The sequence below is a fragment of the Pseudoalteromonas sp. APC 3691 genome (genome assembly GCF_030408135.1).
GTDB lineage: Bacteria > Pseudomonadota > Gammaproteobacteria > Enterobacterales > Alteromonadaceae > Pseudoalteromonas.
On record NZ_JASDCB010000003.1, the window covers coordinates 15,998 to 36,236 of the forward strand.

A 20,239-nucleotide genomic window follows, 5' to 3' on the forward strand; every position below is an offset into this window, starting at 1 on the left:
AAGTTTTGCGCCTGTAAATTAAAATTAATTGTGATAGCATGGCTGTTAGAAATAATAACAATACTCTTAATACCCAATACCGGGTTGTTGAGAGCTGATACTGAAGGAATGTGATATCAAATGACTGATCTCGCCAATGAAATTCTGCCAGTCAATATTGAAGACGAGTTAAAAAACTCCTATTTAGATTACGCAATGAGCGTAATAGTAGGACGTGCATTACCAGACGTACGTGACGGCTTAAAACCTGTTCATCGCCGCGTTTTGTTTGCAATGAACGAGCTTAGTAATGACTGGAACAAGCCTTACAAAAAATCGGCCCGTGTGGTCGGTGACGTAATCGGTAAATACCATCCACACGGCGACAGTGCAGTTTATGACACGATAGTTCGTATGGCTCAGCCATTCTCACTACGTTACATGCTTGTAGATGGCCAAGGTAACTTCGGTTCGGTTGATGGTGATTCAGCAGCGGCAATGCGTTATACAGAAGTACGTATGGCAAAAATGTCGCATGAGTTATTAGCCGATCTTGAAAAAGAAACGGTTGATTTCGTTCCTAACTACGATGGCACTGAGTTCATCCCTGATGTTTTACCAACGAAAGTTCCTAATTTATTAGTGAATGGTTCGTCAGGTATTGCAGTAGGTATGGCTACAAATATACCACCACATAACTTAACTGAAGTTGTGAACGGTTGTTTGGCACTTATTCAAAATCCTGATTTAACTATTTTAGAGTTAATGGATTATATCCCTGGTCCTGATTTCCCAACGGCTGCAATTATCAACGGTAAAAAAGGCATTGAACAAGCCTATTTAACTGGCCGTGGTAAAGTGTACATGCGTGCACGCGCCGACGTCGAAACCGATGAAAAAACAGGCCGTGAAACAATCATCGTTCACGAAATTCCTTATCAAGTTAATAAAGCCCGTTTAATTGAAAAAATTGCTGAGCTTGTTAAAGATAAGAAAATTGAAGGTATTAGTGCACTACGTGATGAATCAGATAAAGACGGTATGCGTATCGTTATTGAAATTAAACGTGGTGACGTAGGCGAAGTTATTTTAAATAACTTGTATTCACAAACTCAGTTACAAACTGTGTTTGGTATGAATATGGTTGCATTAATTAACAACCAACCTAAGTGTTTTAATCTAAAAGAAATGCTTGAAGAGTTTATTATTCACCGCCGTGAAGTAGTAACTCGTCGTACCGTGTTTGATTTACGCAAAGCGCGTGACCGTGCTCACACGCTTGAAGGTTTAGCAATTGCGCTTGCAAACATTGACCCAATTATCGAGCTTATTCGTAAATCACCTACACCTGCTGAAGCTAAAATTGCTTTAACTGCACGTCCGTGGGAATTAGGTCATGTACAAGGTATGCTTGAAAAAGCAGGCGAAGATAATGTAGCCCGTCCAGATTGGCTTGCTGATGATTTAGGTATTCGCGACGGTCAATACTATATTTCTGAGCAACAAGCTCAAGCAATTCTAGATTTGCGTTTACACAAGCTTACTGGTCTTGAACACGAAAAAATCTTAACTGAATATCAAGCGTTATTAGAGTTAATTGCTGAACTACTTTATATTTTGGCAACACCTGAGCGTTTAATGGAAGTTATTCGTGACGAACTAGTTGAAATTAAAGCGCAGTATGGCGACGAACGTCGTACTGAGATTAATGCAGCGGCTCACGATATCAGTCTTGAAGACTTAATTACCGAAGAAAACGTTGTTGTAACGCTTTCTCACGAAGGGTATGTGAAGTATCAGGCATTGTCTGATTACGAAGCACAGCGTCGTGGTGGTAAAGGTAAGTCAGCAACGAAGATGAAAGATGAAGATTTCATTGAACGTCTGTTAGTTGCAAATACACACGATACTATTTTATGTTTCTCTACGGCCGGTCGTTTATATTGGCTTAAAGTGTATCAGTTACCACTAGCAAGTCGTGCAGCGCGCGGTAAGCCAATTGTTAACTTGTTACCACTTGAAGCTGATGAACGTATTACTGCTATATTGCCAGTACGCGAGTACGCAGAAGATAAATATATCTTTATGGCAACTGCATTCGGTACAGTTAAGAAAACACCATTAACGGCTTACAGTCGTCAACGTGCAAGCGGTATCATTGCTGTTAACTTAAATGATGGCGATAGCTTGATTGGTGTTGATATTACCGATGGTAGCAACGAAATTATGTTGTTCACTGATGCAGGTAAAGTTGTACGGTTCAAAGAAGCTGAAGAAACAACAGTTGTTGATGAAAACGGTAACCCAGTATTAGACGAAGAAGGTAACCCTGAGATTCGCTTCAAAGGTGTTCGCCCAATGGGTCGTACTGCTACAGGTGTTCGTGGTATTAAAATGCCAGACGAGCAACGCGTAGTATCGTTAATTGTACCAAAAACTGACGGTGCCATTCTAACGGTAACTGAAAATGGTTACGGTAAGCGTACACAACTTGAAGATTACCCATCTAAGAGTCGTGCAACACAAGGTGTTGTATCAATTAAGGTGAGTGAACGTAACGGCGCTGTTGTTGGTGCTGTGCAAGTTGATGACAACGATGAAATAATGATTATTTCGAATCGTGGTACCTTAGTACGAACTCGCGTTAATGAAGTTTCAACGGTTGGACGTAACACACAAGGTGTTATTTTGATCAGAACTATTGACGGAGAGCAAGTAGTTGGTTTACAACGTATAGAAGAGATTGAAGTTACAGAAAGTGACTTGATTGATATTGAAGACGTTGAAACTGTAGATACGGTTATTGATGAAGTAGCGGATGATAATCCTCCTTCAGAATAATTGATATTGAAAAAGCGGCCTTGGCCGCTTTTTTTTAATGTTGTTGAAAAAAATTAATAGGGTGTGAAATTATACTCATACCAATTCGCTTAATTAAGAGATCTATTTTGAGGGTGGAAAAACGTGTTGATAGCTAGGCAAAAAATTCGCTATTTAGTTGTTCTAAATGAGAATTTTTTAACGCAAGTAGCGACACGTTTAGCCCCGCAAAATGATTAAGTATTATTGCGGATTGGTATTATTCATTAAATTTTAAAGGTTTAGCGGATTGGTATTAAATGTTCATGCTTAGTAGTTAAATTACTGGAATGAGGCAAAGGTAATGAGTAAATATAATTTTTGTGCGGGGCCAGCTATGCTTCCGCAAGCGGTTATGAAAAAAGCACAAAAAGAGTTTCTAGATTGGCAAGATTTAGGTGTGTCTGTGATGGAAATAAGCCATCGTAGCAAAGAGTTTTTAGCCCTTACAGCTAAATGTGAAGCCAGCCTTCGTCGCCTAATGAATATCAGTGATGAATTTGAAGTGCTGTTTATGCATGGTGGTGGCCGTGGTCAGTTTAGTGCTGTGCCATTAAATTTACACCAAGAAGGCAAAGTTGCGGTTTATTGCGAAAACGGCGTGTGGTCAAAAAGTGCAACAGACGAGGCCAACAAGTTTACTCAAGCAACCTCTATTGATGTGCGTAATGATGCCAATGGCGAGTTTTCTATTAAACAGGTTGCTGATTGGGTGTTACCAGAAGATGCATCTTACATTCACTATTGCCCTAACGAAACGGTTGACGGCTTAGAAATTTTTGATGTACCAAGCCACCCAACAGCACCGATCGTTGCTGATATGTCGTCAACTATTTTATCACGCGAAATAGACGTTAATAAATTTGATTTAATTTACGCTGGTGCGCAAAAAAATATCGGCCCGTCGGGCATATCAATCGTTATTGTTCGTAAAACATTACTTGAGCGTGAAGGCTTACCTAAGCCCGGCATTTTAGATTACGCATTAGAAGCAAAACAAGGCAGTATGTTTAACACGCCCCCTACATTTGCTTGGTATTTAGCTGCTGAAGTATTTCAATGGCTTGAAAGTAATGGTGGCGTAAAAGCGATGGAAGTTCAAAATATTGCTAAAGCGCAGCTACTTTATGACTTTATTGATGAATCGAGCTTTTATACCAATAAAGTAGCTAAACATTGCCGTTCACGTATGAATGTTCCGTTTTGGCTTAATGATGAAAGCTTAAATGATAAGTTTGTTGCTCAATCTAAAGATGCAGGGTTACTTGCTCTTGAAGGTCACAGAATAGTGGGCGGTATGCGCGCTAGTATTTATAACGCAATGCCTCTTGAGGGTGTTCAAGCACTTGTAGACTTTATGGCTGCTTTTGCAAAGGAGCATAGCTAATGGAGCAACTTCGTTTAGAACCTATTTCTAGAGTAAATGGCACAGTAACCCTACCAGGTTCAAAGAGTCTATCGAACAGAATTTTATTATTAGCAGCACTTGCAAGCGGTACTACCGTTGTAGAAAACTTACTTGATAGTGACGATATACGCCATATGCTGGGCGCCTTAAAGTTATTAGGTGTAAATGTAACTTTAAATGATGAACGCACTGTAGCCACCGTAGAGGGTGTTAGTGGTGTGTTTAATACACCGACTGAGCCCTTGTTTTTAGGTAATGCGGGTACTGCTTATAGACCTTTAACGGCTGTACTTGCTGCCGTTGCTGGTGAGTACGAGCTAATAGGCGAGCCACGTATGGAAGAGCGCCCGATAGGGCACTTGGTTGACGCGCTGCAAGCATTGGGTGGTGATGTTACTTATACAAAGCACAAAGACTACCCACCACTTAAAATTGTGGGTGGCCAAATAAAAGGCGGTGAGGTTGAAATTGACGGCAGTATTTCAAGTCAATTTTTAACCGCTCTATTAATGGCAGCGCCATTATTTAACGGTGATACAACAATAACTATTAAAGGTACTTTAGTCTCTAAACCTTATATTGATATTACACTTGATGTAATGGCACGTTTTGGGGTTAATGTTGAGCACAGTGATTATGCAACCTTTAAAGTTAAAGGTGGTCAACAGTATCAATCATTAGATCGCATAATGGTTGAAGGCGATGCATCTTCTGCCTCTTACTTTGTTGCTGCGGCTGCAATTGCAGGCGGTGAGATTGAAATTAAGGGCGTGGGTGCCAAGTCGGTGCAAGGTGATATAGGCTTTGCCAAAGTAATGGAGCAAGTAGGCGCAAAAATTGATTGGTATGATGAGCGTTTAGTTGTTCGCAAAGGCGAACTAAAAGGTGTGGATATTGACGCCAATGCAATTCCTGATGCAGCTATGACTCTTGCAACTGTTGCTCTTTTTGCCAAAGGCCCAACAGCCATTCGTAACATTTATAACTGGCGAGTAAAAGAGACAGACCGTTTATATGCAATGGCAACTGAGCTTCGTAAAGTAGGCGCACAGGTTGTAGAAGGTGAAGATTTTATAGAGATCACCCCACCTGAAACATTTAATGATGTTGCTGTTGATACTTACGACGATCACCGTATAGCCATGTGTTTTGCAATGGTTGCCGTTGGTGGAAAGCCAATAACAATTAATGATCCAAAGTGTACCTATAAAACATTTCCCACATTTTTCAATGTTTTAGCGTCAGTCAGTGAATAAGCTAATTAGAAGTAATTACAAAAGTTACACACTAATAGCAGATATATTTTAATAACTGACGTATAATGTCGCGGTTTATTTAGGTGTGCATTGCAGGAGGTTTTAAATGCAGGCGTTATTAATGCCCGTGATCACCGTTGATGGCCCAAGTGGTTCAGGTAAAGGAACTGTTTGTCGCTTGTTAGCCGACAAGTTAGGGTGGGATGTATTAGATAGCGGTGCGATTTATCGCGTTTTATCTTTAGCTGCACTTCATCACCAAATTGCATTAGACAATGAAGAAGGGCTTGTCCCTCTTGCTGCAAATTTAGATGTGCAGTTTTTGGTAGATAGCCAAACTAATGCAGGAAAAGTTATTTTAGAAGGCGAAGATGTAACTACTACTATTCGTAATGAAGAAGTAGGCGCTGCAGCATCAAAAGTTGCAGCATTACCTCGCGTTCGTGAAGCGTTATTACGTCGCCAGCGTGCATTTCGCACTGAAAACGGCTTAATTGCCGATGGCCGTGATATGGGCACTGTGGTTTTTCAAGATGCGCCGTTAAAAATATATTTAACAGCAAGTGCAGAAGAGCGTGCTCGTAGACGCTTTGTTGAGTTGAATACGCGCGGTCTTGATGTTACACTAAGTGGTCTATTACAGGACATTCAAGCTCGTGACGAGCGCGATATGAATCGTGCCGTTGCTCCGCTTGTACCTGCAGATGATGCTATTGAGCTTGATACTAGCGAGCTCAATGCACAGCAAGTGTTTGATAAGGTAATAACTTTATTGGATATTGCAATCTCTGAAGGTAAGCTTCCTAAACGAAGCTAAACACATTTTATGCGCCAGCAGGATGCCAGTGCTATTTTAACAACCCCATGCAGCATGGTTGCTTATTGGTATTAATATATGAGACGTATATTCGTATGTCAGAAAATTTTGCGCAGTTATTTGAAGAAAGCTTAAAGGGTTTTGAAGCAGAGCAAGGCTCTATCGTTAAAGGTACAGTAATCTCTATCGAGAATAACATTGTACTTGTAGATGCTGGTCTTAAATCAGAAAGTGCTATCCCTGCAGAGCAGTTCAAAAATGCTGCTGGTGAACTTGAAGTTGCTGTAGGCGACGAAGTAGATGTTGCACTAGATGCAATTGAAGACGGTTTCGGTGAAACTATTCTTTCTCGTGAGAAAGCTAAGCGTCACGAAGCATGGATCCGTCTTGAGAAAGCATGTGAAGAGCAAGAGACTGTTACTGGTGTTATCAACGGTAAAGTTAAAGGCGGTTTCACAGTTGAAGTTGATTCAATCCGTGCTTTCCTACCTGGTTCACTTGTTGATGTTCGTCCAGTACGTGACACAACTCACCTTGAAGGCAAAGAGCTTGAATTTAAAGTAATCAAGCTTGACCAAAAACGTAACAACGTTGTTGTTTCACGTCGTGCAGTTATCGAATCTGAAAACTCACAAGAACGTGAAGAGCTTCTTGCTAACCTTGTTGAAGGCCAAGAAGTTAAAGGTATCGTTAAGAACCTTACTGACTACGGTGCATTCGTTGACCTTGGTGGTGTTGATGGTCTACTACACATTACTGATATGGCTTGGAAGCGTGTTAAGCACCCTTCAGAAATCGTTAATGTTGGCGACGAAATCGCAGTTAAAGTTCTAAAATTCGACAAAGATAAAACTCGTGTATCTCTAGGCCTTAAACAGCTTGGTGAAGATCCATGGGCAGCTATCGCTGGTCGTTACCCAGAAGGTTCTAAACTTTCTGGTCGTGTTACTAACCTTACAGATTACGGCTGTTTCGTGGAAATCGAAGAAGGCGTTGAAGGTTTAGTACACGTTTCTGAAATGGATTGGACTAACAAAAACATCCATCCTTCAAAAGTTGTTAGCTTAGGCGACACTGTTGAAGTTATGGTTTTAGAAATTGACGAAGAACGTCGTCGTATTTCTCTTGGTCTTAAGCAATGTATTGCTAATCCTTGGCAGGAATTTGCTCGTCTACAAAACAAAGGCGATCAAGTTACTGGTAAGATCAAATCAATCACTGACTTCGGTATCTTTATCGGTCTTGACGGTGGTATTGACGGTCTTGTACACCTTTCAGACATTTCTTGGAATACACCTGGCGAAGAAGCTGTACGTGAATTCAAGAAAGGCGACGAAATCACTGCTATCGTATTGCAAGTTGACCCAGAGCGTGAACGTATCTCTCTAGGTGTTAAGCAAATCGAAGCTGACCCATTCAATAACTACCTTGATGCAAACAAAAAAGGTGCTATTGTTAAAGGTAAAGTGACTGAAGTTGATGCGAAAGGCGCAACTGTTGAACTTATCGAAGGCGTTGAAGGTTACATCCGTGTAGCTGATATCGCTCAAGAACGCGTTGAAGATGCAACTACTGTTGTTTCTGTAGGCGACGAGATTGAAGTTAAATACGTTGGTGTTGATCGTAAGAACCGCACTTTAAGCTTATCTGTAAAAGCTCTTTTCGAAGCAGAAGAGAAAGAAGTACTAGAGAAGCTTAAGAAAGAAGAGCCAGTGTTTGAAAACGCAATGGCAGCTGCTTTCGCAAATGCACAAAAAGACTAATATATAATTAGTTTTTAGTTGGAAGGGCATTTTTTGCCCTTCCTATATCTCTTTTTAAGGAAACGCTATGACTAAGTCAGAACTGATAGAAACACTTGCGGAACAACACGCACACGTTCCAGTGAAAGATGTTGAGAATGCTGTAAAAGAAATTCTTGAACAAATGGCCGGCTCATTATCTACTTCAGATCGTATTGAGATCAGAGGTTTTGGTAGTTTCTCTTTGCATTTCCGCGCTCCTCGCACAGGTCGTAATCCTAAGACTGGCGATACAGTTGAGCTTGAAGGAAAGCATGTACCTCATTTTAAACCAGGCAAAGAATTACGCGACCGCGTAAATGAAAGCATTGCCTAGTTAACTTAGTGGAGTAGTTACTTGTTCAAGGTATTAAAAATTATTCTGGTTGCGCTATGCCTTATCAGTGCATTTGTATTAGGGTCACAAAACCCACAGTTAGTACAAATAAATTATATTATAGCCAGTAATACACTACCTTTAGCTGTAATAATAAGTATCTGCTTTTTATTAGGTGTTTTAGTGGGTTGTTTTATTAGCTTTAAATTGTTTTCACAATTAAAGTGGCAAAACTACCGCTTAAAAAAGCAATTAGCGCCTGAAAAAGATAAAAAAAAGCTTGCCGCGAATAAAGACACCTAACTATGATTGAGCTTTTGTTTTTACTATTACCTGTTGCCGCCGGTTACGGCTGGATTATGGGTAAAAACAGTGCTAAAAACCAAGCTCATCAACTAAATCGTCAGATCACTTCTGAATACAGCAAAGGCTTAAAGTTTCTACTCGACAGAGAAGAAGACCAAGGCTTAGAGCACTTGATTAATTTGCTTGAAGTTTCAGCTGACTCTGTTGAACACTATTCTATACTTGCCACCATGTTTCGCCGTAGAGGTGAATTAGACCGCGCAATTAAAATTCATGAACTTCTATTAAAACACCCAGGCTTAAATGAACAACAAGCTGCAACTAGCCGTTTAGAACTTGCCGAAGATTATATAATGGCTGGTCTACTAGATAGTGCAGAAGAGCACTTAGTTTGGTTAGTTAAGGCTGGCCATGTAGAAGCACTAGACCCTATTATTACTTTATATTCGCAAACCCGTGAATGGGAAAAAGGCATCAACATGTTTGAAGCCCACAGCGAACTATTTTCAAAAGAACAACAATTTAAAGCGATTGCTAATTTTTATTGTGAATCAGCTTTAAGTGATAACACACCCCAACTAATGAGAAAAGCGATTAGCTTAAATTATAAAGCCGTACGTCCGCTTTACGAGTTAGGATTAGTTGCTTACGCGAAAGAAGATTACGTTAAAGCTATTTATTACTGGCGTGAGCTTGTATCACAATTCACTTTGTTTGCGCCGTTGTTTATTGATGAGCTAGCTCACAGCTATAAACAATTAAATTTAACGCATCAATTTCATGAATTAGTCAGTGACTTGTTAGAAAAGGGCGGTGTATTAATTAAAATAAAACATTGCCAAGCATTGCTTGAGCAAGGACACACTAAACAAGCCTTTGAATTTCTAACTGATAGCTTAAAACGTCAACCTACTATTCGTGGTTTCAGTTTTTTACTGCAATTAATGGGTGACCAAAATAAAAATACTAAAGAAGTACTTAATGAAATTGATAAGCTTGTAACCTCTTATATTGCTACAAAACCTGATTTCCAATGTCAGCATTGCGGTTTTACAAGCTACACCATATATTGGAATTGCCCTTCTTGTAAGCATTGGGAAACCATTGTTCCAAGTCGAGGCTTAGACGGATTTTAATAACCCCTTAAATAATATCGGATTTAACTATGATAATTTTAGCAAATTAAACTGAGAGTTTACTGGGTTGGAATTTTTTGATGTTGTGTCTATATAAATTTCTCTACACCTTCTCTCAAATTACCAGCTAGCACTATTGCATTAAATCTACTTATACAATTACTTTATATCAATTCGCTTAATTAAGTGGTCTGTTTTGAGGTAAGAAAATTGTGTCGATAACAAGGCAAAAAATTTTTAATATTATTGTTCTATATAAGAAATTTTTAACGCAGTTAGCGTCAGATTTGGTCCTCAAATTGATTAAGTATTATTGCGGATTGGTATTATAGCCATACATTAGGATAGTCATGTCTTTCGAACACTCAAAAAAAATTCTTATAGCATTAGATTACGATGATCAAGAGGTTGCTTTAAACTTTGTTAAACAACTTTCTCCTGATACATGCCGTCTTAAAGTAGGCAAAGAGATGTTTACTTATTTTGGACCTGCATTTGTTAAAGAGTTAATTGATTTAGGTTTTGATGTTTTTCTAGATTTAAAATTTCATGACATCCCTAATACAGTAGCTAAAGCTGTTACTGCAGCTGCGAAAATAGGTGTGTGGATGGTAAACGTTCATGCTTCTGGTGGTTTTGAAATGATGAGCAAAGCTAAATCGGCTCTAGAACAATTTGGCGATAAAGCGCCATTACTTATCGCGGTTACTGTATTAACAAGCATGGATGAAACAGAACTAAAGCGTTTAGGCGTTGATAAATCTGCTCAAGAGCAAGTTATATATTTAGCTAAGCTTGCAAAGGAAGCAGGGCTTGATGGCGTTGTGTGTTCTGCACAAGAAGCAAAAGCTTTAAAAGCAGAGTTAGGTGAGAACTTTAAACTTGTAACACCAGGTATACGTCCTGAAGGCAGTGATGCTGGCGATCAAAAGCGTATTATGACTCCTAAGCAAGCAATAGATGCAGGAAGTGATTATTTAGTTATAGGCCGACCTATTACTCAGGCGGATGATCCCGTAAAAGTGCTTAGTGATGTTAATAGGTCTATAGAATAATTTAACAAAAAGCAGCAATATAGTGCTAAAAGCCCTTACCTCATGTGTATTTTATGTTACATTATTAGGATTGAAATGTAGTAGGGGTTTGTTTTGAAGTTATTATTAGGTTTTATAATTATTATTGTTGCGGGTTTTTCAGTAAATAAAAATCTTTTTTCTAATAAAGCATATGATGATGTTACATCAGTAACAGATATAATCACGAATTACCCTGTCAATATGTTCGATTTTAAACAAACAATGCAAGATTATGCACACCACCTATGTTACAAAAATGAGGATACACTTACATCTCAGCATATAACAGTAACTGATTGCATATCTAAGCTTGATGATAAAAAATAGAATGCGAAAAGAAGGTTTTTCGTTTGGCACCGCTTAACCTAGAGTCAAAAGGTGAAGAGCTTGATTATTCAAGGCAATATACGCAATGTACATTGCCTTATAAGTATATTTTAGGTTAATTACAAACAGATAATATTAGTAATTACAGCCTATTATTTATAATTAAGATCTTAAGCGAATGGATTTCGCTTCAATATCTATCAATTCTTGTTTGAATAATCCACCAATTGCTTTTTTATAGTTAGCTTTACTAGTAGAAAACATCTTTTTTATTGCTTCAGGTTCAGACTTATCACCTAATGGGATAACACCACCTTCATTTTTTAGTTTTTGCATAATAGTTTCACCAAGGTCACTTACTTTTCCCATACCTGGCTTTTCTAATACAACATCAATTTTTCCATCTTCACGTACTTTTTGAATGAAGCCTTTAAGCTTTTGACCCACAAATAAGCTTTTAAATACCATATTGTAAAAAACAACACCGAAATGCGATTCTTCAATTAATACCTTGTAGCCAATATCTGTTTTGCCAGCAACAATTAAATCCACTTCTTGTAAGTGAGTATATTGTGGCTCATCTTTAGATAGGAAGCGATTAAAGTTGTTTGATGCACAAATACGTTGGCTTGCATTATCAAGATACAGACGTACTAAATAAGAATGGCCTTCTTGCATGCGTGGCTTTTGTTCATTAAAAGGTGCAAGCACATCTTTCTCAAGCCCCCAATCTAAAAATGCCCCAATACTATTTATTTCTTTAACGCGTAGTAGGGCATACTCGCCTACTTGAGCATGTGGTTTCTTTATTGTTGCTGTGGCTAAATTAGCATTGTCTAAAAAGATAAATACACTAATACTATCGCCCGCTTCAAGCTCATGTTTTATTTCTTGTTTTGGTAAAAATACTTCACCTAAATCATGGCCGTCTAAGTAAGCACCTTCGTTACTCACTTCTTTTACAAATAATGTTTGTGTGGTTCCTAGGTAACTCATAATTATTCCTGCTCAGGCTTTTTTTTACGGCGCATTGGTGTATCGCCATCAATGTTCATCGGTGCTTTAATTGGTGCTGTAGGCTTTTTAGGCTTAGCTTTGCGTTTAAATGCAGGCTTTTTAACAGCGGCGGCTTTTTCTTTAGATTTGTCCCACGCTGCCTCAGGTTTTTTCTCTTTTAAACCTTTAAACTTAGCTTTTAAGCTCTCTACGCTCGCAAATTTTAATTCGTCATTTAAAAATGCTTTAATAGCTAAATAACTTGCCCAATCTTTTGGGCCAACTAATGAAATTGCATTTCCTTTAAAGCCAGCACGTCCTGTACGACCTATACGGTGTACATACTCTTCAGCATGTTTTGGTAAATCAAAGTTAATAACGTGCGTTACGCTTAACAAATCTAAACCACGAGATGCAACGTCGGTGGTGATCAATATTTTAAAGTTTTCGCGACTAAACGAATCCATGATATCTAAACGTTTGTTTTGCGTTAAATCACCAGCAAGTGCTACAGATTTGAAGCCTTTAGCATTAAGCGCTTCACTCAAGCGACTCGTGTCAGAACGTGTTGCTGTGAAGATAATACATTGACCAACATCATCTTGGTTTAAAAAATGCTCTAATAGCGCTTCTTTATGATCAAGGTGATCGGCAAGGTATAACGTTTGTTTAATATCACTATGTTGCTCGTTTGCTGCACTTAGCGTAATTTGTTTTGGTTTTTTTAATAGGTTACGTGATAGTGCATCTACTTGTGCATGGTCAAGTGTTGCAGAAAACAATAACGTTTGGCGTAAACGGTGATTAGCTTGCTCGTTAATCATTTTTAACTGCTCGGTAAAGCCTAAATCTAAAATACGATCGGCTTCATCAAAAATAAGCAGTTCTAGTCCACTCAATTGCAATGAGCGTTTTGTAATGTGATCAGCTAAACGCCCAGGTGTAGCAACTACGAATTGTGGGTCGTTTCTAAGTGCTTTTATTTGGTCATTAAAGTTTTCGCCGCCAAGTATTTTAACTGCCTTAATAGCTGTGCCAGCAATTAATAAACGCAGTTGAGTAAATACTTGCGTAGCAAGCTCACGCGTAGGAGCAACAATAAGTACACGAGGATCGCGTTTGCTGAGTGCTTTTTGTTTCATAACCCTTTGTACAGCAGGTAATAAAAACGCCAAGGTTTTGCCCGACCCAGTTTTAGACTGAGCGAAAATGTCATGCCCTGCAAGTGCGGTAGGCACTGCATGTGCTTGAATATCGGTGGGCTGGGTGATCCCTTGATGTGCTAACTGCTTTTCAAGGCGTGTATCAATCCCAAGATCAGTAAACTGCAATGTGTGTTTCTCCAAAATGAGCAAATTAACTCTATAAATTTATTAGCGCATTATAGCTTACACAGCTAGGTCGCTAACAGTAAAAACCAATCTATAGCGCTATTTTTTGCAATTAAACTAAAAAAGCGTAAAATACGCGCCCCATATGCGCCGGATTTACGATTCGGTAAACGCCAATATTGGCTAACAAGGCAAAATAGGAAATATAATGACTGTTGTTCATAAAGATAATGTAACGGGCGATCACTTTGTAGTATGTGCGCTGTATAAGTTTGTAGGTTTACCTGAATTTGAAGCTATCCGTAAGCCATTACTAGAAGTGATGGAAGCAAATGAAGTACGCGGTACTTTATTGCTCGCTGCCGAAGGTATAAACGGCACTGTTTCTGCAAAACGTGAAGGGATAGACAACTTATTAGCATGGCTAGATGAGCAACCAAATTTAAAAAACATCGTTACAAAAGAATCTTACGACGATGAATGTCCGTTTTACCGCACTAAAGTAAAACTAAAAAAAGAAATTGTAACGATGGGCGTTGAAGGCGTAGATCCGCTTAAAGTTGTGGGTAGCTATGTTAAGCCAAATGAGTGGAACGCACTTATATCTGACCCTGAAGTAATTTTAATTGATACACGTAATGATTACGAAATTGAAATTGGTACATTTCAAAATGCGGTCGATCCAAATACTAAAACGTTCCGCGAATTTCCACAGTGGGCAAAAGAAAACTTAGACCCTGAAAAACACAAAAAAGTGGCGATGTTTTGTACTGGTGGTATCCGCTGCGAAAAATCGACAGCCTACATGAAAGAGCAAGGTTTTGATGAAGTTTATCACCTTGAAGGCGGTATTTTAAAATACCTAGAAGAAGTGCCAAAAGAAGAAACCATGTGGGAAGGCGAGTGTTTTGTATTTGATAATCGCGTTGCGGTCGATCACGACTTACAAAAAGGCTCTTATGATCAATGCCACGCGTGTCGTATGCCAATTACAGAAGACGAAAAGCTAAAGCCTGAATACATGGAAGGCGTCTCTTGTCATCATTGTATTGAAGAAGTAACTGATGAGCAACGCGCACGTTTTGCAGAGCGCCAAAAGCAAATAGAATTAGCGCAAGCGCGTGGTGAAGGCCATATTGGTAATGAAGCACAAGCTGTTTTACAACAACGTAAAGAAGCTAAAAAAGCCCAAAAAGACGCTCAGCGCGGTAAATAAATTTTTACAATAAGTATTACATTTAAAGAGTCTATTTAGGCTCTTTTTTTGTGCCTAAATTTGTGCAGTAATTGTTTTCACACTCCGATGATAGTGTTAATCTGCAAAATAGATTTAGTCATTTTAATGCGCATACAGGAAGGGATTTATGCAAGCCGAACAAGTTGAAATCGCACAATTTTTAGCACAACATCCTCCTTTTGATGACTTACCTCAAAAAGCGCTTAATGAGCTAGCTCAACAAGTAGAAGTGGCTTATTTTAGAGCAAAAACAGATATCTTGAGTTTTGGACAAGACATTTCTGATTTGTATGTAATTAGAAGTGGTTCTGTAGAAATGTATCGCCGAAATGGCGAGCTGTACAATCGTTTGGCTACCGCAGGTATATTTGGTCAAATGGGTTTATTGATGAACCGTAAGGTACGTTTTCCTGCAACTGCTCTGGAAGATACGTTAGTATATTGCATAAATGTCGAGCTATTTAATCGTTACTGTGATGAGTTTGATGCGTTTGCTGATTACTTCGAAACAGACGGTAACGTGCGTTTGCATCAAGCTATTGTCGAGCAAGCCGATGGCAATGACCTGACAACCGCGAAGGTAAAATCATTAATTCACAGAGATGTAGTCACCGTAGATGCAACCTCTACGATACAAGATATCGCTAAATTAATGACCGAAGAGGCGGTATCGTCAGTGTTGGTAACCGATGTAAATAAACCCATAAATGATGATCCAGAAGAAGATGACGGACAAGTAGTTGGTATAATAACCGATAGGGATTTACGCACTAAAGTAGTGGCTAAAGGGCTTGCCTTTAACACGCAAGCAAAAGACATTATGTCCACTAATTTAGTGCTTTTAGATGCTAATGACTATATTTTCGAAGCCGTATTGGCCATGCTTAGAGATAACTTACATCATTTGCCAGTAGTACAAAAAAGACGCCCAATAGGCGTTATCTCCCTCTCTGATATTTTGCGTTATGAATCGCAAAGCAGCTTATTACTTGTACGTGGCATACTGGCTCAACAAACAATAGAGGATTTGGCGCATTATGCACGCCAATTGCCCAATGTGTTTGTTCGTATGGTGAATGAAGATGCAAACTCACATATGGTTGGTACAGCCATGGCTGTTATAGGGCGTACATTTAAACAAAGACTACTTGCATTAGCTGAAGAAAAGTTTGGTCCACCTCCCGTTCCTTATTGTTTTATTGCACTGGGCTCAATGGCTCGCGACGAGCAACTTATTGTAACTGATCAAGATAACGCACTAATTTTAGATGACAGTTACGACGATGAAAAACATAACGCGTACTTTCAAAATATTGCCGATTTTGTGTGTGATGGCTTAGCGCAGTGTGGTTACACTTATTGTGATGGCGAAATAATGGCGTCGTTTAAAAAATGGCGTAAAACCCGCTCACAGTGGTTCGATCAATTTGCAGATTGGATAGCGCAGCCAAAACCACAAGCACTGCTTAATAGTTCTATATTTTTTGACTTAGACGGTGTGTGGGGTAAAACCAAGTGGGCCGACGAGCTTAAAATATTTATAGCAAAACAAAGTAAAGTAAATCGCGTATTTTTAGCTAATATGGCAGCAAATGCTAGAAATAGAACACCTCCACTAGGTTTCTTTAAAGGCTTTGTTATGGAGCATAATGGCCAACATAAGCGTTCAATGAACTTAAAGCGAAGAGGGACTGCACCTCTTTCTGATGTTATTCGCGTGCACGCATTAGCTATTGGTTCGCGTAAACAAAATTCGTTTGAGCGACTAGAAGACATTATTGAAGCTAAGCTGTTACCACAGGGTAAAGCGCAAGATTTACGTGATGCACTTGAGTATATTGCTATGATGCGAATTCGCCATCAAGCGTGGCAAATAGAGAAGGGCGAAGAGCCTGATAACGACTTAGACCCACATTTACTTTCTCCTTTTGAACAGCGAAACTTGAAAGAGGCATTCGCTATTTTAGAAAAAGCACAAAGCTATTTAAAATTTAGCTACACTGCAAACTCTGGTGTAAAGTAGCCTATGAATCAGCGTAATTACAAAGCAGTTGATTGGCAAGCTAGATACAACGAGCTTGCCAACAACACCGAAAATAAACTTCTAAAACACTTTTATGCAGGTGCTTATAACCAAGATAAAGCCGCAGTAGAAGATGTGCCTTTTGTAGCAATGGACTTTGAAACAACAGGTTTAAATAGCCAAAACGACGATATTGTGAGTGTTGGCTTAGTGCCATTTAATTTAAAGCGTATTTATTGCAAACACAGTCGGCATTGGGTTGTTCAACCAAGACGTAACCTGCATGAAGAATCTATTTTAATTCATGGAATAACGCACTCTGAGGTGGATGACGCACCTGACTTTAATCGAATTATTGAACCTTTACTTGAAGCGCTAAGTGGCAAAGTTGTCGTGGTGCATTACGCTGCAATAGAGCGCCATTTTTTAAATAATGCGTTATTACTGAGGCTTAAAGAAGGTATTGAGTTTGCACTTGTTGATACAATGGAGCTAGAAAAAAGAGCACTAAAAGCAAGGCAGGGAGTATTAGGCCGATTGTTTAACACAAAACTTGGATCGCTCAGATTAACAGATTGCCGCAAGCGATACTCATTACCTCCATATAATAACCATAATGCTCTAACGGATGCGCTTGCTACAGCCGAGCTTCTACAAGCGCAACTGAGTCATCATTACCGTGTAGATACTCCAATTTCAGAGTTGTGGGTATAATACCAATACGCAATGATACTTTAATCGTTTTGGGGGTTAAACCTGACGCTAGCTGCGTTAAAAATCTCTCATTTAGAATAACTAAATAACGAAATTTTTGCCTTACTATCGATACGATTTTCCTGCCACAAAATAGATCACTTTATTAAGCGAATTGGTATGATTTTAAATAGTTAAACAAAAAAACGCCGCAAAAATTGCGGCGCTTTTGTTACTAAGTAAAAGTATTACGTTACTTACTCAAAGTATTATTTAATTGAGCGAGGCTCAGTTCGTAAACCTAAAACTAAGCTTAAACACATAAATAACAATACAATAGTGAAAGGTAATCCTGCTGATACAGAGCCAGCTTGAAGTGCTTGAATCGCTTCAGTCCCGCCTATCCAAAGTAATGCAGCGGCTACCGCACCTTGAGTCACAGCCCAAAAAATACGCTGTGGTACTGGAGCATCAATTTTGCCACCGGCAGTGATTGAATCAATTACCAAAGAACCAGAGTCCGATGAAGTAATAAAGAAAACCAATACTAAAATAATTGCTACAAATGATAAAATGTTCGCCATAGGTAATGCATCAAACATTTGGAACATAGCTAAAGGTACTTCAGTTAGGCCATTAGCACCTAGTTCACCTACACCGTTGATTACTTGATCAATTGCAATTCCGCCGTATATAGACATCCATAAAATAGTAACAGCAGTAGGAACAAGCAATACCGCAATTAAGAACTCACGAATTGTACGACCACGTGATACACGCGCGATAAACATACCTACGAACGGTGACCAAGAAATCCACCATGCCCAATAAGATACAGTCCACCCGTGCATCCAAGTTTCATCTTCACGACCATGAGGATTACTTAGTGGGATGATATTTTCTATATACCCCATAACAGTAGTCGGGATATTACCTACAGAAACAGCAAAGCCTACTAAAAAAACAAAGATAAGCAAAACTAAGGCGATTAGCATATTGGCATTACTAAGTACTTTAACGCCGCCATCAATCCCACGAATTACTGAAACAATAGCTAAAAGTGAAACACCTATAATGACTAAAATTTGTGAACCAACTCCGCCTGAGGTACCAAATACATGGTCTATTCCTGCAGAAGCTTGCTGTGCCCCAAGTCCTAAAGAAGTAGCAAGACCAAACAGGGTTGCAAGCACGGCTAAAATATCGATGAGGTGACCTGGCCAGCCCCATGCTCTATCACCTAAAATAGGATAAAAGATAGAACGAATAGACAGTGGTAAGCCTTTATTATAAGTAAAAAATGCAAGCGAAAGCCCTACAACGGCATAAATAGCCCACGGGTGAAGACCCCAGTGAAACATAGTCGCACCCATTGCTACTTTTGCCGCCTCGGGTGTATTAGGTGTTACATTCAGTGGTGTTTCAAACCAGCCTGTATAATAAGCAAGTGGTTCAGCAACGCCCCAAAACATTAAGCCAATACCCATTCCCGCAGCAAATAACATAGCTAACCATGAGATACGTGAGTGAGTCGGTTTAGCATCATCACCACCTAAACGAATGTTACCGTAAGGTGAAACAATAAGCGCTAAACAAAAAACAACGAAAAAATTAGCAGCCCACATAAATAAGGCGTCAAAGTTATTGATAATATCTGTTTTTATACCATCAAGAGCAGATTTAGCCGTTTGTGGATCGGTAACAAGAATGGCGATTAAAAAAATGACAATCAGTCCGGCACTTATGCCGAAAACAGAGTTATGTATATCAAGCCCCCATTTTTGTACGTTGTCTTGACCTACAGTGTAGTCTGTACTGTCAATACTATATTTGTCATGATTTTCCTTCATGCAATACCTCTTTAGTTGTCCTAACAAGCCAAAATAAATTCGGCGTCATATCGAATTACATTAGCCTTTAAATATTAAGTAAATGTAATACCATAATTATTTGAAGACTAACTAATTTGAAGAGTGATCATACAGCTAGTAGTGTATGAGTTAAATATTAAATGTAAATGAATTTGCATTTAAAACGCTGTTTATATAGCCAAATTCATGATTCTTTTATTTAAAAAGCCCTAAAATTATAAATTCAGTGAACGTTAAAATTTAGTTTGCTATTAAAAGTATTAATTTACTTGGTTAAGTAAAAAAAGATCACTTTTAAGCAACTTAATTAATGCTTAAATACTAGGGCTTGTTGACCTTTTAGGATTAAAATTTGTTCTATTTAGGAGCGATTTAATCGATCCTAAGTTTGTAACCTAACGGTGCTGTTTCAAATCTGCGTTATTCTACATGCATACATACACGTGAGAATAATTAAAAACTGAGCAGCAAAGAGCAAATTTCCCTCCAGGGCTAGTATAAATTTATAAGCTGATAAGCATCTTTAATCAAGTTGTAATATGAATATGATTTAACACAACATTAGGGTATGTTGAATTTTGGCGATTGAATTTACAGTAGTATGTTTGGTTTTTAGGCAAGGCAGAGCCTATGTAGTGTGGTCATTCCCCATAAATAGGCAATAACGCAGCATAAATACCAAACATACACTGCCCTTTGGGTTCTTTCTAGGGACGATTAACTCTTTGTTACTCGGTTTTTACTTAGCCCACTAGGTTACAAACCTCGTGCCGCGATTTAATCGCCCCTAGATTGAACAAATTTCA

At 38.8% G+C, this 20,239-nt stretch carries 15 protein-coding genes and 1 pseudogene; 13 read left to right on the forward strand and 3 right to left on the reverse strand.

What is annotated here, in order from left to right; genetic code table 11:
* Nucleotides 1–120: 120 nt before the first annotated feature.
* The 10 genes and pseudogenes from gyrA to QL998_RS01665 all read left to right on the forward strand — a co-directional run bounded on the left by gyrA (nt 121) and on the right by QL998_RS01665 (nt 11,401).
* The gene (gene gyrA, locus QL998_RS01620; protein WP_007583046.1) at nt 121–2,820 is read left to right on the forward strand and encodes a DNA topoisomerase (ATP-hydrolyzing) subunit A; all 2,700 of its coding nucleotides are present in this window, start codon (nt 121–123) and stop codon (nt 2,818–2,820) included.
* Between the two features lie 322 nt (nt 2,821–3,142).
* The gene (serC, locus tag QL998_RS01625) at nt 3,143–4,225 is read left to right on the forward strand and encodes a 3-phosphoserine/phosphohydroxythreonine transaminase (protein WP_182681332.1); all 1,083 of its coding nucleotides are present in this window, start codon (nt 3,143–3,145) and stop codon (nt 4,223–4,225) included.
* On the forward strand, nt 4,225–5,502 hold the full coding sequence (aroA, locus tag QL998_RS01630; RefSeq protein ID WP_039489784.1) for a 3-phosphoshikimate 1-carboxyvinyltransferase: 1,278 nt from the start codon (nt 4,225–4,227) through the stop codon (nt 5,500–5,502). The genes serC and aroA overlap by 1 nt, the downstream gene beginning before the upstream one ends.
* A gap of 106 nt (nt 5,503–5,608) precedes the next feature.
* A complete protein-coding gene (gene cmk, locus QL998_RS01635; RefSeq protein ID WP_007583052.1) occupies nt 5,609–6,319 on the forward strand; it encodes a (d)CMP kinase in 711 nt (236 codons plus the stop codon).
* A 95-nt stretch (nt 6,320–6,414) separates the two neighbouring features.
* On the forward strand, nt 6,415–8,082 hold the full coding sequence (rpsA, locus tag QL998_RS01640; RefSeq protein WP_002961176.1) for a 30S ribosomal protein S1: 1,668 nt from the start codon (nt 6,415–6,417) through the stop codon (nt 8,080–8,082).
* A 67-nt stretch (nt 8,083–8,149) separates the two neighbouring features.
* Nucleotides 8,150–8,437 (forward strand): integration host factor subunit beta, encoded by a 288-nt coding sequence (gene ihfB, locus QL998_RS01645; RefSeq protein ID WP_007583054.1) that lies wholly within the window; start codon nt 8,150–8,152, stop codon nt 8,435–8,437.
* 21 nt (nt 8,438–8,458) lie between these two features.
* A complete protein-coding gene (locus QL998_RS01650) occupies nt 8,459–8,740 on the forward strand; it encodes a LapA family protein (RefSeq protein ID WP_007583056.1) in 282 nt (93 codons plus the stop codon).
* Between the two features lie 2 nt (nt 8,741–8,742).
* On the forward strand, nt 8,743–9,879 hold the full coding sequence (gene lapB, locus QL998_RS01655) for a lipopolysaccharide assembly protein LapB (RefSeq protein WP_290192034.1): 1,137 nt from the start codon (nt 8,743–8,745) through the stop codon (nt 9,877–9,879).
* 350 nt (nt 9,880–10,229) lie between these two features.
* Nucleotides 10,230–10,934: an orotidine-5'-phosphate decarboxylase gene (pyrF, locus tag QL998_RS01660; protein ID WP_182196110.1), complete on the forward strand. Its 705-nt coding sequence runs from the start codon at nt 10,230–10,232 to the stop codon at nt 10,932–10,934.
* A gap of 93 nt (nt 10,935–11,027) precedes the next feature.
* A pseudogene (locus QL998_RS01665) lies at nt 11,028–11,401 on the forward strand (hypothetical protein).
* A 43-nt stretch (nt 11,402–11,444) separates the two neighbouring features.
* On the opposite strand, the gene QL998_RS01670 reads toward QL998_RS01665, so the two are convergent.
* Entirely contained in the window at nt 11,445–12,278 is an 834-nt protein-coding gene (locus tag QL998_RS01670; RefSeq protein ID WP_290192035.1) for a S1-like domain-containing RNA-binding protein, read from the reverse strand.
* A 2-nt stretch (nt 12,279–12,280) separates the two neighbouring features.
* Nucleotides 12,281–13,609, reverse strand: coding sequence for a DEAD/DEAH box helicase (locus QL998_RS01675; protein WP_290192036.1), 1,329 nt, complete (start codon nt 13,607–13,609; stop codon nt 12,281–12,283).
* A gap of 208 nt (nt 13,610–13,817) precedes the next feature.
* On the opposite strand from QL998_RS01675, the gene QL998_RS01680 reads away from it, so the two are divergent.
* From QL998_RS01680 to QL998_RS01690, 3 genes are all read left to right on the forward strand, one after another.
* The gene (locus QL998_RS01680; RefSeq protein WP_002961191.1) at nt 13,818–14,825 is read left to right on the forward strand and encodes a rhodanese-related sulfurtransferase; all 1,008 of its coding nucleotides are present in this window, start codon (nt 13,818–13,820) and stop codon (nt 14,823–14,825) included.
* Nucleotides 14,826–14,973: 148 nt separating this feature from the next.
* Nucleotides 14,974–16,869, forward strand: coding sequence for a DUF294 nucleotidyltransferase-like domain-containing protein (locus tag QL998_RS01685; protein ID WP_290192037.1), 1,896 nt, complete (start codon nt 14,974–14,976; stop codon nt 16,867–16,869).
* A 3-nt stretch (nt 16,870–16,872) separates the two neighbouring features.
* On the forward strand, nt 16,873–17,583 hold the full coding sequence (locus tag QL998_RS01690; RefSeq protein ID WP_024604100.1) for a 3'-5' exonuclease: 711 nt from the start codon (nt 16,873–16,875) through the stop codon (nt 17,581–17,583).
* 248 nt (nt 17,584–17,831) lie between these two features.
* On the opposite strand, the gene QL998_RS01695 is transcribed toward QL998_RS01690, so the two are convergent.
* Nucleotides 17,832–19,412, reverse strand: coding sequence for a BCCT family transporter (locus tag QL998_RS01695; protein WP_007583074.1), 1,581 nt, complete (start codon nt 19,410–19,412; stop codon nt 17,832–17,834).
* Between the last annotated feature and the right edge of the window lie 827 nt (nt 19,413–20,239).